General features: G+C 70.4%; 9 protein-coding genes. 5 read left to right on the top strand and 4 right to left on the bottom strand.

Features of this window, described 5'->3' with window-relative positions; all coding sequences use genetic code 11:
- The first annotated feature begins 43 nt into the window (after positions 1–43).
- Positions 44–1,603, top strand: a complete 1,560-nt coding sequence (locus MQV74_RS40535; protein WP_242729454.1) for a PTS ascorbate transporter subunit IIC — start codon at positions 44–46, stop codon at positions 1,601–1,603.
- Positions 1,604–1,654: 51 nt separating this feature from the next.
- Positions 1,655–2,230, top strand: coding sequence for a YdcF family protein (locus MQV74_RS40530; RefSeq protein ID WP_242729453.1), 576 nt, complete (start codon positions 1,655–1,657; stop codon positions 2,228–2,230).
- 85 nt (positions 2,231–2,315) lie between these two features.
- Here MQV74_RS40530 and MQV74_RS40525 read toward each other — a convergent pair whose 3' ends face one another.
- Both MQV74_RS40525 and MQV74_RS40520 read right to left on the bottom strand, forming a co-directional pair.
- The gene (locus MQV74_RS40525; RefSeq protein ID WP_242729452.1) at positions 2,316–2,909 is read right to left on the bottom strand and encodes a CAP domain-containing protein; all 594 of its coding nucleotides are present in this window, start codon (positions 2,907–2,909) and stop codon (positions 2,316–2,318) included.
- Positions 2,910–3,001: 92 nt separating this feature from the next.
- Positions 3,002–4,627 (bottom strand): class I adenylate-forming enzyme family protein, encoded by a 1,626-nt coding sequence (locus MQV74_RS40520; protein ID WP_242729451.1) that lies wholly within the window; start codon positions 4,625–4,627, stop codon positions 3,002–3,004.
- 1,037 nt (positions 4,628–5,664) lie between these two features.
- On the opposite strand from MQV74_RS40520, the gene MQV74_RS40515 reads away from it, so the two are divergent.
- From MQV74_RS40515 to MQV74_RS40505, 3 genes are all read left to right on the top strand, one after another.
- Positions 5,665–7,155 carry an amino acid adenylation domain-containing protein gene (locus MQV74_RS40515; RefSeq protein WP_242729450.1) on the top strand — a complete coding sequence of 497 codons (1,491 nt, stop codon included), beginning with the start codon at positions 5,665–5,667 and terminating at the stop codon, positions 7,153–7,155.
- A 92-nt stretch (positions 7,156–7,247) separates the two neighbouring features.
- Positions 7,248–8,312: a thioesterase II family protein gene (locus tag MQV74_RS40510; RefSeq protein ID WP_242729449.1), complete on the top strand. Its 1,065-nt coding sequence runs from the start codon at positions 7,248–7,250 to the stop codon at positions 8,310–8,312.
- A 10-nt stretch (positions 8,313–8,322) separates the two neighbouring features.
- Positions 8,323–10,299 (top strand): B12-binding domain-containing radical SAM protein, encoded by a 1,977-nt coding sequence (locus MQV74_RS40505; protein WP_242729448.1) that lies wholly within the window; start codon positions 8,323–8,325, stop codon positions 10,297–10,299.
- Between the two features lie 75 nt (positions 10,300–10,374).
- Here the strand turns inward: MQV74_RS40505 and MQV74_RS40500 are convergent, their stop codons facing one another.
- Complete coding sequence (locus MQV74_RS40500) at positions 10,375–11,673, bottom strand: MFS transporter (protein ID WP_242729447.1); 1,299 nt, start codon at positions 11,671–11,673, stop codon at positions 10,375–10,377.
- The gene (locus MQV74_RS40495; RefSeq protein WP_242729446.1) at positions 11,670–13,337 is read right to left on the bottom strand and encodes a condensation domain-containing protein; all 1,668 of its coding nucleotides are present in this window, start codon (positions 13,335–13,337) and stop codon (positions 11,670–11,672) included. Before MQV74_RS40495 ends, MQV74_RS40500 begins: the two co-directional genes overlap by 4 nt.
- Between the last annotated feature and the right edge of the window lie 12 nt (positions 13,338–13,349).

Raw genomic sequence — 13,349 nt, 5'->3', positions numbered from 1 at the left:
GGACCACCGCACACGACGGTGGAGAAGTGGGAGGAAGGGCACCGTGGACCGGCTGGTATCGGTAGCGAAGTTCCTGGTCGAAGAGATCCTCAGCCAGCCCGCGTATCTGATCGGGCTCATCACGGCCGCGGGTCTGGTCGCGCTGCGCAAGTCGGCGGGCCAGGTGCTCGGCGGCGCGATCAAGGCGACGCTGGGGTTCTTGTTGATCGGCGCGGGCGCCGGGCTCGTGGTGGCGGCGCTCGCCCCGCTCGGCGAGATGATCCAGGGCTCGACGGGCGCGCACGGCGTGATCCCGACGAACGAGGCCATCGTCGGCATCGCCCAGGCCGAGTACGGCTCGCGCGTGGCCTGGCTGATGATCCTCGGCTTCGCCGTCAGCCTGGCGCTCGCGCGTTTCACGCCGCTGCGCTACGTCTTCCTGACCGGCCATCACATGCTGTTCATGGCCACGCTCCTGACGACGGTGCTCGCCACCGCCGGGCAGAAGTCGTGGGTCGTGGTCGTCGTCGGCGGTGTCCTGCTCGGCATCCTGCTCGTGGCGATGCCCGCCTTCGCCCACCCGTGGACCAAGCGCGTCACCGGCAACAACACCGTCGCGACCGGCCACTTCGGCACCGCGGGCTACGTCGTCGCCGGAGCGACGGGACAGCTCGTCGGGCGCCGCAGCCGTTCCACCGAGGACATGAAGCTGCCCGAGGGACTGCGCTTCCTGCGGGACTCGATGGTCGCCACGGCCCTGTCCATGGTGCTCATCTACCTGATCATGTCGCTGGTGTTCCTCGCCAAGGTGGGCAAGGAGACCGCGTTCAAGGCGTTCGCCACGGACGGCGGCCCGGCCGCGCCCGACGTCGGCGCGTACGTCATGCAGTCGATCATGCAGGGACTCCAGTTCGGCATCGCCGTCGCCGTGATCCTCTTCGGCGTCCGCACGATCCTCGGCGAACTCGTGCCCGCCTTCCAGGGCATCGCGAACAAGCTGGTGCCGGGCGCGGTGCCCTCGCTGGACGCGCCGATCGTCTTCCCGTACGCGCAGAACGCCGTCCTGATCGGCTTCATCTCCAGCTTCGTCGGAGGTCTGATCAGCCTCGGCCTGCTCACCTGGATCTTCGAGCCCGCCTTCGGGCTCGCGCTGGTGCTGCCCGGTCTGGTGCCGCACTTCTTCACCGGTGGCGCCGCGGGGGTGTACGGCAACGCCACCGGCGGGCGGCGCGGCGCTGTCGTCGGTGCCTTCCTCAACGGCGTGCTCATCACGTTCCTGCCCGCGCTGCTCCTGGAGGTCCTCGGTGCCTTCGGCAAGGAGAACACGACGTTCGGCGACGCCGACTTCGGCTGGTTCGGCTCCCTCATCGGCAACGCCGCCAAGGCCGGGACGGCGGGCGGCGTCGTCCTGATGCTGCTCTTGGGCGCGGTGATCCTGGCCGGGGCCATCGTCGTGCAGAAGCGGGTCGTGGAGACGGGCTGGGACCCGGGCGCGCGCCGCGACGCGCTCCTGCCCCGCGAGGAGCAGGCTCCCGCCGCACCCGCGGCCCCGGCCGCCGCGTACGGAAAGATCGCGCCGCCTCCGGGCGCGCCGAGGCCGCCCGCGCCGCCGAAGGAAGGGTGACGCGTGACAGCGTCGTGGAGTCGCCGCAGGCGACGGAGGACGGGAGCGGCGATGGCGGGGGCTGCGGCCCTGGCCTGGGGCGAGTGGCTGAACCGGCGCTGGTCCCGCACGCTCGTGGGGCGCGGGGAAGGCGCGGTCGAGGCCGTGGTCGTGCTGGGTTTCAAGAACCCCCGGGCGACGGCGAACGTCATCAACCGCTGGCGCGTTCGCGCCGGAATCCGCTCGGCCACCGGCGGCGGGGCGGGTGACACGCGCGTGATCTTCAGCGGCGGCGCGACCAGCGGCGGCGCCACGGAGGCCGAAGTGATGGCCGACTACGCGACGTCGGTGCTCGGCTTCCGCGGCACGGTGGTCCTCGAAGACCGGAGCCGGACGACCTGGGAGAACGTCACGAACGTGATCCCCCTGCTCGAAGACGCCGACCGCATCAAGATCGTCTCCCAGCCGGCTCACGCCCTCAAGGCGCGCGCGTACGTGCGGCGGCAGCGCCCCGACCTCGCCGAGCGGCTGGTCCGCGCGGACGACTACCGCCCGGGGGAGTGGACGGTGGTCAAGCCGCTCCTCGCCCTGTACGGCCTCTGGGCGCTCCGCGGCCTCACGGCCGACGAACGGAAGATCTCGCTGTAGCCGCCACTGCCCCGGCGGTGTCCCCCCCCCACACGGACGTGGCGGGTCCAGGACCTGTCCGCGAGGCCCTGAACCCGCCCGGGCCTCAGAGCTTCGTGGCGAAGTTCTGCACCCACCAGGGGCCGTTGGCCTTCAGGCTGACCCCTGCGCCGAAGTCCTTGTACGCGCAGTTGAGGATGTTGGCGCGGTGCCCGGAGCTGCGCATCCAGTCACGCATGGCGGTCTTGGGGCCCTTCGGGCCCTTGTGTATGTTCTCGCCCCACGCCCCGGCGCGGTATCCCGCCTTGCGCATCCGGTCGCCCGCGCTCTTGCCCTCGGGGCTGGTGTGGTCGTAGTAGTTCCGCGCCGCCATGTCCTTGGCGTGGGCCTGCGCGGCGGCCTGAACCCGGCGGTCCAGACGCAGCGGCCGGCACCCCGCCTTCGCCCGCTCGGCGTTGACGAGGACCAGGAGCTGCTTCTGGTACCGCGCGGCCTTGCTCAGCGCCGGGCGCTTCTCGGCCGCTGCGACGGCGGTGTCCGGCTTCTCGCCGCCGGAGGTGTCCGCGAGGGCGAACGTCCCCACCGACGCGAGGGCGGCCGCCGCCACGGCCCCGCCCGCCAGCACGCGGACCTTCGGCCCGCGACGGCTCCGCCCGTGACGGCCGCGCTCCGCGTCGGTGTTGTCCTTGCCCAGGTGCATGTGCGCTCCACTCTGTGGTGATCGTCGGTCGGTCCGACGTAGGGGAGACCGGGCGGAGGGCCTGGGGACAACACTTTTCGCAGGACGCGCTTCTAGGGCGTGCCGAAGGCCCCGCTCGTCCACGCGGCGCGCAGCGCCTTCTTGTCGACCTTGCCGACCTTGGTCGTCGGAAGCTGCTTCAGCAGGACGGTCCCGCGGGGCATGTACAGCGCGCCCAGCTCGGCGGTCACCGCCGTGCCGACCGCGCCCGGGTCGACGTCGACGTCCTCGGCCGTGGCCAGGAAGATCTGTACGGCCTCCCCGTACTCCTCGTCCGGTACGCCGAGGGCCGCCGCGTTGCGCACCCCGGGCAGCGTGAGCAGGAAGTCCTCCAGGACCCGGGAGTAGACGTTGTCACTGGTGCTGCCGGTGACGATGATGTCCTTGGCCCGGTCGACGAGGTAGAGGTACCCCTCGGCGTCGAGGTAGCCCATGTCGCCGGTGCGCAGCCAGCCGTCGTTGAGAGCCTCGGCGGTGCGCTGCGGGTCCTCGAAATAGCCGAGCATCACCGTCTCGCCGCGGACACACACCTCACCGACCTGCCGGACGGGCAGCGCCGAGGTGCTGTCCTCACCGCGGATCTCGATCTCGGTGTCGCATATCGCGCGACCGCAGCTGCGCCAGAGTTCGGGACGGCGGGAGCCCTCCGCAGCGAGGTCTTCCGCGCCGAACGCGGTGATGCCGAGCGCCTCCGACTGCCCGTAGCCCTGGCTGAGCACGGGCCCGAAGACCTCGACCGCCTGCTGCAGTCGGCTGGGCGACGTCGCCGCGCCGCCCACGACGATCCGGCGCAGCGCGGGCAGGGCGCCGGGCACGCACTCCGGGTGGTCGAGAACCGCGTACAGCATCGGCGGCACGAACATGGTGGCGGTGATCCGCTCCTCGCGAAGGACCGTCAGGGCCGCGCCCGCGTCGAACTCCGGCAGCACGACGAGGGCGGACCCCGTCACCAGCGCCTGGATCGAGGTGAGGTGGCCGCTGCCGTGCGTGAGCAGCGTCGAGGCGAGCACCCGGTCCGTGCCCGGGTCCATGGTCGGGAAGAACCCGGCGCGGGAGTCCTGCGGATCGTCCTCCGCGATGTCGACCAGCGTGTCGTAGAGCCGGTGGCTGTGCGCGGCGAGCTTGGGGCGGCCGAGGGTGCCGCCGGTGTAGAGCACGGTGACGGCCTCGTCCGCCGCCGGGGCGGGCACGCCGCCGGGGCGCTCCGCCGGGCAGTCGGCCGCCAGGGCGAGCAGGTCCGGACACGGCTGTGCGCAGGGGCCGAGGCTGACGAGGGCGGGGGCGTGGACGCTGCGTCCGGCCGCGTCGGCGGCCCGCTGCGCGAAGAGCGGGTCGGTGACCACGACGCGCGCCCGGGACTGCTCGACCAGCGCCGCGAGCTCGCCGGGGCCCGGCTCGGGCGGCAGGAAGACGACGCGGCAGCCGATGAGGTGGACCGCGAGTTGTACCAGGACGGAGTCCACGCGATTGGCCAGGAACAGCCCCACTCCGTCCCCGGGTTCGAGCCCCTGCCGGCGCAGTGCGTGCCCCAGCCTGAACAGCCGTCGGCGGGCCTCGCCCCGGGTCAGCCGCTGCGCGCCCTGGACGAGGGCCTCGGCCTCTTCGTCCTTGTGCCAGTGCTCCAGGATGCGGTCCACGTACGTCCGCGGCGCGGCTGTTTGCTGCTCGTTAATGATCATGGACACATGCAAACATGCCGCTCGCATGTCATGAACGCGCAGGGGGTAACTTCGGCCACCACCAGGGGGAGTAGCATGCCCCCCGATCCGGGGCGGATGGTTGCTTTTGCGCCGCAGGGCGCATGGCCTGATGTCATCGGTGCGGTGAGGGGAGTGCGGCGCCGTCTCTCCGGGGGCGTCCCGGCCGCCGAGGCGGCCCCGGGCCCGGTCCGTGCGGGGCGCCGAATCCGAGTGGGGCGCTTCCGGTCGTGAAAGAATTTCGAATGCATCAATGAATGCGGTACGTGTCTTCTCCATCAAGGCGACTTTCACCATCACCCGACGGCACGGTGATCGAAAAGCCCGGTCGCCATTCGACACCTTGTCGAAGGACGCGAACTCGGCCTGTGCGCACGAAGCGCGAAACGGTCTGCGCGGCAACAGGGCGCCGCAGCGGAGGTGTTGACTGAGGAATAGGGCCGGGATAACGTCGCCATGAATCTCGGTCCCACACTTTGTTTCCGCATAACCGGGACCCGTGCCCGACGTGAAGCCACGCAAGGACGACACGCAACTCCGCGTCAATGGGCCATGCGCAGTGCCGCCTCTGCCGTTGGAAACCTGTTCCAGGAAGCACCGGCAAGGTCCCCTTCCCATCGCGTCGACACGGTGGAAACGGGCGAGGAAGAACTGGCCGTAGAGCCGGAGCAGGCGGGGAGAGTCCCGCTTCGTCGGTCCCCGTGAAGAGTCTCAGCGCAACCACCCGAACGGCGCGGATCGTCGCCGCGCCGCGAACAGTTCGTCATGGCGCGCGCCGCCGACACACATTTCCGCGGGCGGGACTTTCGGCGCTTTCCACAGCTGAGACCTGTGGAATGCCCGGACGGAAGCAGAGATGAATTGCTGATCCCGACGGCGACCTGGCCGTCACTATGGACATGCCCTGGGGGGCAACAATGACAGAGGAATCAAGGGCGCCGGCGCCGGGCCGGGGGGCGTACGCGCTCTGGGGCGGCGACGCCGAAGTGCGGTGCCTGCTGGAGTCGTTGGCCGAGACCGTGAAAGAGCGAAGCGAAGACATCGCGGTCCAGGACGAGGAACACGCACTGACCTACGCCCGGCTCGCGACCTGGGCCGGTCACATCGCCGATCTCCTCGTCGACCACGGCATTCGCCCGGGCGACCGGGTGGCGGTCACGGGACCACGCAGTGCCGCAGTCGTCGCGGCGATGCTGGCCACCGTGAGCGCGGGCGCGACCTATGTGCCCCTCGACGTCGAGTATCCGGTCAGGCGCCTGGAGCACATGGCCGCCGACAGCGAGGCCCGACTGCTGCTGTACTGCGGCGACGAACCTGCCTTCGACCGCAAGGCCGAAGCGGTCCGCATCCCCGCCGCGCCCGACCTGGCCGACGCGGAGGCCGCGGCCGCGCTCTCGCTGCTGTCCTGTCGACCGGACCTCCCTGTATACGTGATCTACACCTCGGGTTCAACGGGGCTGCCCAAAGGCGTGGCCCTGCCCCACCGCTGCGTCGACAACATGGCGGCCTGGCAGTGGCGCCACTCGGTGCGCCCGGACCTGCGCACGGCCCAGTTCGCCCCGCTCAACTTCGACGTGTGGTTCCAGGAAGTACTCGGAACCCTCTGCGGCGGCGGAACGCTGATCGTCATGCCCGAGTCGCTCCGGCGCGACCCCATCGCTCTCCTGGACTGGCTCGTCGACCACCGCGTCGAGCGCCTGTTCCTGCCCTACGTCGCCCTGCACATGCTGGCCGTGGCCGCCGAGGCCACGGACTCCCTGGAGCAGCTCGCCCTGACCGAGGTGAACACCGCGGGTGAGCAGCTCGTGTGCACCCCGGCGGTCCGTGCCCTCTTCCGTCGCCTCCCTGGTTGCCGGTTGAACAACCACTACGGGCAGAGCGAGTCCGCCATGGTCACGGTGCACACGCTCACGGGACCGAGCGACACGTGGCCCACGCTCCCCCCGATCGGACGCCCGCTGCCGGGCTGTGAGGTCCTCGTGGCCCCGACCCAGGCGGGCGAACCGTCCGTGGGTGAACTCCTGGTCGCCGGCGCACCGCTGTCCGTGGGCTATCTGAACCAGCCGGCCCTCAACGCCGAGCGGTACGTCACCCTCGACCGGACGACACCGCAGGGGCACCGCCACGCCTTCCGCACCGGTGACCTGGTGCGCGTCGAGGAGGGCAGCGTGCACCTCCTCAGCCGGATCGACCGCGAGGTGAAGATCCGCGGAGTGCGCGTGAACCCCCTGGAAGTGGACGCCTGCCTGCTGGAGCAGCCGGGGGTCGTCGAGGCGGTGACCGTCGTGGTGGACATCGCCGAGGGCTCCCGGCAGCTGCGCGCCGCCGTGACCTTGGACGTGGACGAGGACGCGTTCGACGGCGCGAGGACGCTCAAGGCTCTCGCCGAACTCCTGCCCGAGCAGTTCATCCCGGTCTCCCTCACCGTCCTGCCGGAACTGCCGCGCACCCCCAGCGGAAAGGCCGACCGGGACGCCCTCACCGCCGCGCTCGCACCCCTGACGCCATGACGCCGGACGGCGGGAACAGCGCACAGACCCCGGGCACGGCCCGGGAACGGGGGAGCACCGCACGAACGCAATCCATCCGAAGAGGGGGGCGCATGCACCACAGCGACTTCAAGACGGCGACCGAGCAGCGACTCGCCGAGATCTGGGCCGACGTCATGCGGCTGGACAAGGGCAAGGTCAAGCGCGACCACGACTTCTTCGACGTCGGCGGGGACTCGCTGCTGGCCACGAAGGTCGTCCTGCGCGTACGCAGGGACTGGGACATCAAAATCACCGTCAGGGTGCTGAACGACGCGCCGGTCCTGGCCGAACTGGCCGAACGCATCGACCAGCGGGTGGCGAAGTCGGCACGGCCGACCGCGGGTTCGCCCGCTCCTGCGACCCGCGCGAGCAGGCCCGGCGCGTGCCTGTGGGAGATGCGCCCCGGAACAGGGGGACCCGGGCAGGGAACGCTGCTCGTCCTGCCCCACGCGGGAGGCTCGGCGCAGAACTACGGCCCGTGGGCGGACTGGCTCCCCGAGGACCTGCGCATCCTCGCGGCCCAGTACCCCGCTCGCGCGTCGCGCGCCGACGAACCGGTCGCGGCGGACCTCCACCGCATCGTCGACGAGATCCTCGAAGCCCTGGGCGACCTCGACGGGCCGCTCTACGTCTTCGGCCACAGCATGGGCTCCTATGTCGGGTACGAGCTCTGCTGGAGGGAACAGTCGGCGGGACGCGCACCCGCTGTCCTCTTCGCCTCCGGAGCCGTCCCTCCGCACCGGCACCGGCCGAACCCGGCGACCGAGGAGGAGATCACCGACGAGTGGCTCCTGGGAATCCTGGGGATGTACGAGGGCATTTCCGACGACCTCCTGAACCACCCGGAGGTCATGAGCCAGGCCCTGCGCACCCTGCGGGGCGACGTGAAGCTCTTCAGGAACTACGCGTACGGCGACGTCCGGCGCAGGTTGGACACCCCCATCGTGGTGTTCGGCGGAGAGAGCGACGACCTCGTGCCCCCGGCCGAGGCGGAACGCTGGAACGACCTGGGCACAGCGGAGTGCGTCACGCATCTGATGCCGGGCGGGCACTTCTTCTATCTCGACAACATGGCGACCGTCACGGACGCCATGTCCACCTATCTCGTGAACAGTCACGACGGGCAAAGGGCATAGGGGCGCGAGCATGGGAACCCAAGAATCCTCCGGAACCGCGGAAGCCGGGACGGTCACACGGGACCGCCGGAAGATCGTGCTGGTGGAACTGCCCACCTACGAGAACATCCTGCCGCTCGCCTCGGGCTACATCCAGGCGTTCGCCCAGGACGACGACGAGGTCGCGGCGGCCCACACCTTCGAGATCGTGTCCCTGCCGGTCACCGGCGACCGGCACGACCTGCTCCGGCAGCTCGCCGACAAGGACGCGTACCTCTACACGTTCAGCTGCTACATCTGGAACATGAAGCTGGTCCGCTGGCTGCTGAAGGAACTGCGCGCACTGCGTCCCGACGCGTACTACCTGCTGGGCGGGCCCCAGGTGATGAACCACGCCGCGACCTATCTGAGCGACGGCGCGGAGAACGTCTACGTGTGCAACGGAGAAGGGGAACGCACGTCGCTCGAGTTCATCCGGCAACTCGGTGCGGAGAAGCCGGACATGCACAAGGTGCCCGGGCTCAGCTTCTGGTCCGCGGGCGACCTCGTCACCACCGAGGCGGCGCCCAGGATCCAGAACCTGATGGACATTCCCTCGCCGTTCCTCAACGGCGTCTTCGACGGTCACGAATTCAGCTTCGCCATCATGGAGACCAACCGCGGCTGCCCGTTCCGCTGCACCTTCTGCTATTGGGGCGCCGCCACGAACTCCAAGGTCAACAAGTTCGAAGAGGAACGGATCAAGAACGAGCTCAAATGGGTCAGTGAGCACGGCTACAACGCGCTGATGATCGCCGACGCCAACTGGGGCCTGTCGCCCCGCGACATCGCCCTGAGCGAGTACATCGTCGAATGCAGCGAGGAGAACGGCTACCCGCTGATCGTCCACATGGCCGCCGCCAAGAACCGGCCCGAGCGCATGGCCGAGATCACCGAGATCTTCGTACGCGGTGGACTCATGGTGAGCCAGCCCATCTCGCTGCAGACGGTCAACGTGTCGACGCTGGAGATGGTGGACCGGAAGAACATCCGCGAGGAGACCTACATCGGGCTCCAGCGCCTGCTCCGGGAGAAACGGATCAGCTCGTACGTGGAAATGATCTGGCCGCTGCCCGGCGAGACCCTCACCTCGTTCAAGGAGGGACTGACCCGGCTCTGCCGCTCGTACGCCGACACCATCATCGTCTATCCGCAGCTGTTCCTGCACAACACGCCCATGTACGCGCAGCGGGAGGCGCTCGGCATCCTGACCGCCGAGGCGGCCAGCGACGTGTCCGAGGCGGAGGTCGTCCTCGGCACGAAATGGGTGACCGAGGAGGACTGCTACGAGGGCTACTGGGTGAACCACGCGCTGTACACCCTGTACAACATGCGGGCCCTGTTCGTGCTCTCGGGCTATCTCGACGCGACCGGAATCCTCTCCTACGGCGACCTGTTCGCCGAGATGGCCCGCTACTTCCGGAGCAGGCCCGACTCACAGGTGTGCCAGTTCTTCATCCAGTCGACGAAGGACCTCGGCAACTACGACCTGCTGAACACGGGCAAGACCGCGCACATGGTGCTGAGCTCGCACCGCGAGGAGTTCGACCGGTTGCTGGCCGACTTCGTCGCCGAACAGGACTGGTGGGCCGACCCGATGGCACGCCAGGCCTTCGAGATGGACCTCCTCACCCGGGCCTACATCTACCGCGAACCGGTGCGGACTCCGGACTACGAGTTCACCGAGGTCACCCTGCTCGGCCGGCCGGACGGCAAAGGCTACCTGGTCGAGGTGTCCGCGGAACTGTTCCGCCTGCTGGTGGGGCGCGAAATGCTCGAAGCCGACGACGAGGGGGCGGAGCGGGTCACCTTGCACATCGACCACCGGGGGCGGCAGAAGATGCCGTACCAGCGGCAGCGGAGCCTGGAGCACAACGCGAACTACTGCCAGGGCATGGTGCTGCGCTCCCGGGAGATCCTGCCCACCCTCCAGGTCGCCTCCACCGAGGCCCTCAGCTCCGTGGCGTGAGCCGCCGAGCCACGACGGAGCCGGTTGCCCCGGCGGGACGGCGAGCCGATCCGCCGGGGGACCACCGGCCCCTCGTCACTCCGCCTCGGCGGGCAGGTCCTTCATCCGCCGAAGTGGGCTCGGCAGGATGAACAGGATGCTCACGACGCCGCCCAGGGTGGCCAGCCACAGCGTCGGGCGCAGCCCCAGCCAGCTGCCCAGGACGCCGCCGACGAGCGCGCCCAGCGGCCGTGCCCCCTTGTTGAACAGCATGAACGCGCCCTGCACCCGGGCGCGGAGCCGGTGCGGCGTCAACGCGAGCTGGATCGAGGTCGCGGAGATGTCGCACACCATCAGGCCGATGCCGGAGACGAACTCGGCGACGATCAGCAACGTGGCCGCCAGCCACACCGGCCCGTGGGCCAGCGGCACCAGGACCAGGGCCCCCGGATAGAGGAACGCGCCGAGGAAGAAGGCCCCGCCCACCCCCAGGGACCGGCTCGCCCGGGTCGTGAGCGCCGCCCCGGCCATCGCACCGATGGCACCTGCCGCGATCACGACACCGACGAGGCCGGACGACAGGTGGAGCTCCTGCACCGCGTACAGGACCAGGAGGGTGAAGTAGATCGTGTAGAAGAAGTTGAGGCTGGCGTCCGCGAAGAACTTCGCGAGCAGGACCGGGGTGCGCAGCACGAACCGCAGCCCCTCCCGCAGATGTCTGCGCCCCGCGGGGGCGGGGCGGGGCTCGTCGGGCGAGAAGGACCGCAGCAGCAGGGCCGAACCGAGGAAGGAGACGACGTCGAGGACGATCGCGACGGGACCGGAGAGGATCTGCACGAGCCCGCCGCCGATCCCCGGGCCCGCGGCGAAGGAGAAGTTGTAGCTCCCCTTGACCAGGGCGTTGCCCGACAGCAACTGCTCACGCGGCACGACGACGGCGAGGAGGCTGTTGGCGCACAGGCTGAACAGCATGCCGAACGTCCCCGTGACGAAGGCGACGACGTACAGCTGAGGCAGCGTCATCACGCCGAGCCAGTAGGCGATCGGCACGGTCACCAGGACAAGGGCGCGGACGAGGTCGGCGACGATCATCGTGGCGCGCAGCCGCCCGGACCGGTCGATGAGCGAGCCCGCGTGCAGCGAGAACAGCAGATTGGGAAGGGACGCGGCGGCCGAGAGGGCTCCCAGCTGGGCCGCGTTGGCGTCCAGGGCCAGGACCGCGGCCAGCGGCAGGGCGACGAAGGTGATCTGATCACCCAGGTAGGAGATCGACTGTGCGGTCCAGTACCTGCGGAAGGCGGTCTGGCGTAACAGCGGTGGCACCCGGTCAAGGACGCGGCGTTGCGTGGTGCTCGGGACGGTCTCCTCCGCTGGATCGGTCGGCCCGGCGCTCAAAGGTCGCCGCTGCTTTCGGCGAACGCCGTTCCACCACAGGGGAGATCATGGATCGGGCGGCCCGGTTCCGTGGCGATGACGCGCAGGATCAGGCCCAGGTCCTCGACCATGGCGCGGGCCGTCTCCCGGTCGAAGAGGTCCTCGGCGTACTCCAGGTGCCCGGTGACGCCGGCCGGTCCGCCGTCGCCGTCGAAGGCCTCGGTCAGCTCCCAGGTGAGATCGAACTTGGCGACCTTCAGCGGCAGGATCTCGGCCTCGGCGCGCAGGCCCGTCAGCTCCGGCGGCTCGACGGGGCCCGCCTGGAACGCCAGGAGGACCTGCACCAGCGGGCCGTACGCGGCCGACCGCGGCGGATTCACCACCTCGACGACACGGTCGAACGGCAGGTCCTGGTGCTCCATGGCCGCGAGGTCCGTCACCTGCGTACGGCGCACGGCCTCGGCCACCGTGGGGGCGCCCGACAGATCGACCCGCAGCACGAGGGTGTTCACGAACAACCCCACCAGGTCGTCGAGCGAGGCGTCCGACCGCCCGGCCACGGTCGCGCCGATGACGACGTCCTCTCCCGCGCCGCGCCGGTGCAGCAGCAGGGCGAGCGCGGCGTGGACGAGGACGAAGGCGGTGCAGCCCGAGCGCCGGGCCGCGCCCAGCAGTTCCCGGTGGAGCTCCGGGCCGAGGGCCAGGGGCAGATGGTCGCCTTTGCCGCCGGGCACCGGCGGACGGGGGCGGTCGGTGGCCATCACCAGCGGCTCCGGGGCACCCGCCAGGGCGGTGCGCCAGAACTCCGTCTGCCGCAGGGCCGTGGGGGAGGGGCGGTCCGGGGCGTACTGGGCGCGTTGCCACACCGCGTAGTCGGCGTACTGGACGGGCAGCGGCTCCCAGGGCACGCCCCGCCCGGCGAGGCGGGCCCGGTAGGCGAGGCCGAGGTCCCTGGTCAGGCGGTTGTTGGACCAGCCGTCGACAGCGATGTGGTGGATCAGCAGGAGCAGGACGTACGCGTCGGAGCCGTCCGCGCGGGTGTCGTCGGCGAACAGCTCGGCGCGGAACGGGATCTCGGTGGCCAGACAGAAGGAGCGATCGGCGGCCTCCCGCACGGCCGCCACCACCGTGCCCGACGTCACGCGGGTGTGGTGCAGCGGCGCCTCCCGCGGCGCCGGAAGGACCTCCTGGACGGGCCCGTCCTCACCGAGGACGACCCGGGTGCGCAAGGCCTCGTGACGCTCCAGTACGTCACCGAGTGCCGTGCGCAGGGCCGCCCGGTCGAGGGAGCCGCTGAGGCGGAGGACCATCGCGACGTTGTAGAGGCTGCTGGGGCCGGTGAACTGGTCGAGGATCCACAGGCGTTCCTGGGCGAAGGACGCGGGGACCGGCAGGCCGCGGTCGGCGGGCCGGATGAGCCGCGCCGCCTCCCGCCCGCTGCCGAGGGCGGCGCCCAGGCTCCGCACGGTCGGGTTGCGGAAGATGTCCGCGGTGGTCACCTCGACGCCCAGAGCGCTGCGGATGCGCGCCGACAGGGTCGTCGCGGTCAGCGAGTAGCCGCCGAGCACGAAGAAGTCCTCGTCGGGACCCACCGAGGGCATGTGGAGGCATTCGGCGAACAGGGCGGCGAGGGCCTCCTCCGGTACGCCCGTCGGTCGGGATGCGTGGTGCGGCTCGGTCGTCACGGGCTGCTCGCT

Origin of the sequence: Streptomyces sp. AN091965 (assembly GCF_022698285.1) — a bacterium.
Classification (GTDB): domain Bacteria; phylum Actinomycetota; class Actinomycetes; order Streptomycetales; family Streptomycetaceae; genus Streptomyces.
Note: the sequence above shows the minus strand (reverse complement) of the source record. Positions and strands in the feature narration are given on the sequence as shown.

Excerpts from the sequence above, each read along its gene's own strand:
- MQV74_RS40530 (WP_242729453.1), top strand. The coding sequence starts at position 1,655 with ATGGCGGGGGCTGCGGCCCTGGCCTGGGGCGAGTGGCTGAACCGGCGC.
- MQV74_RS40510 (WP_242729449.1), top strand. The coding sequence starts at position 7,248 with ATGCACCACAGCGACTTCAAGACGGCGACCGAGCAGCGACTCGCCGAG.
- MQV74_RS40505 (WP_242729448.1), top strand. The coding sequence starts at position 8,323 with ATGGGAACCCAAGAATCCTCCGGAACCGCGGAAGCCGGGACGGTCACA.
- MQV74_RS40525 (WP_242729452.1), bottom strand. The coding sequence starts at position 2,909 with ATGCACCTGGGCAAGGACAACACCGACGCGGAGCGCGGCCGTCACGGG.
- MQV74_RS40520 (WP_242729451.1), bottom strand. The coding sequence starts at position 4,627 with ATGATCATTAACGAGCAGCAAACAGCCGCGCCGCGGACGTACGTGGAC.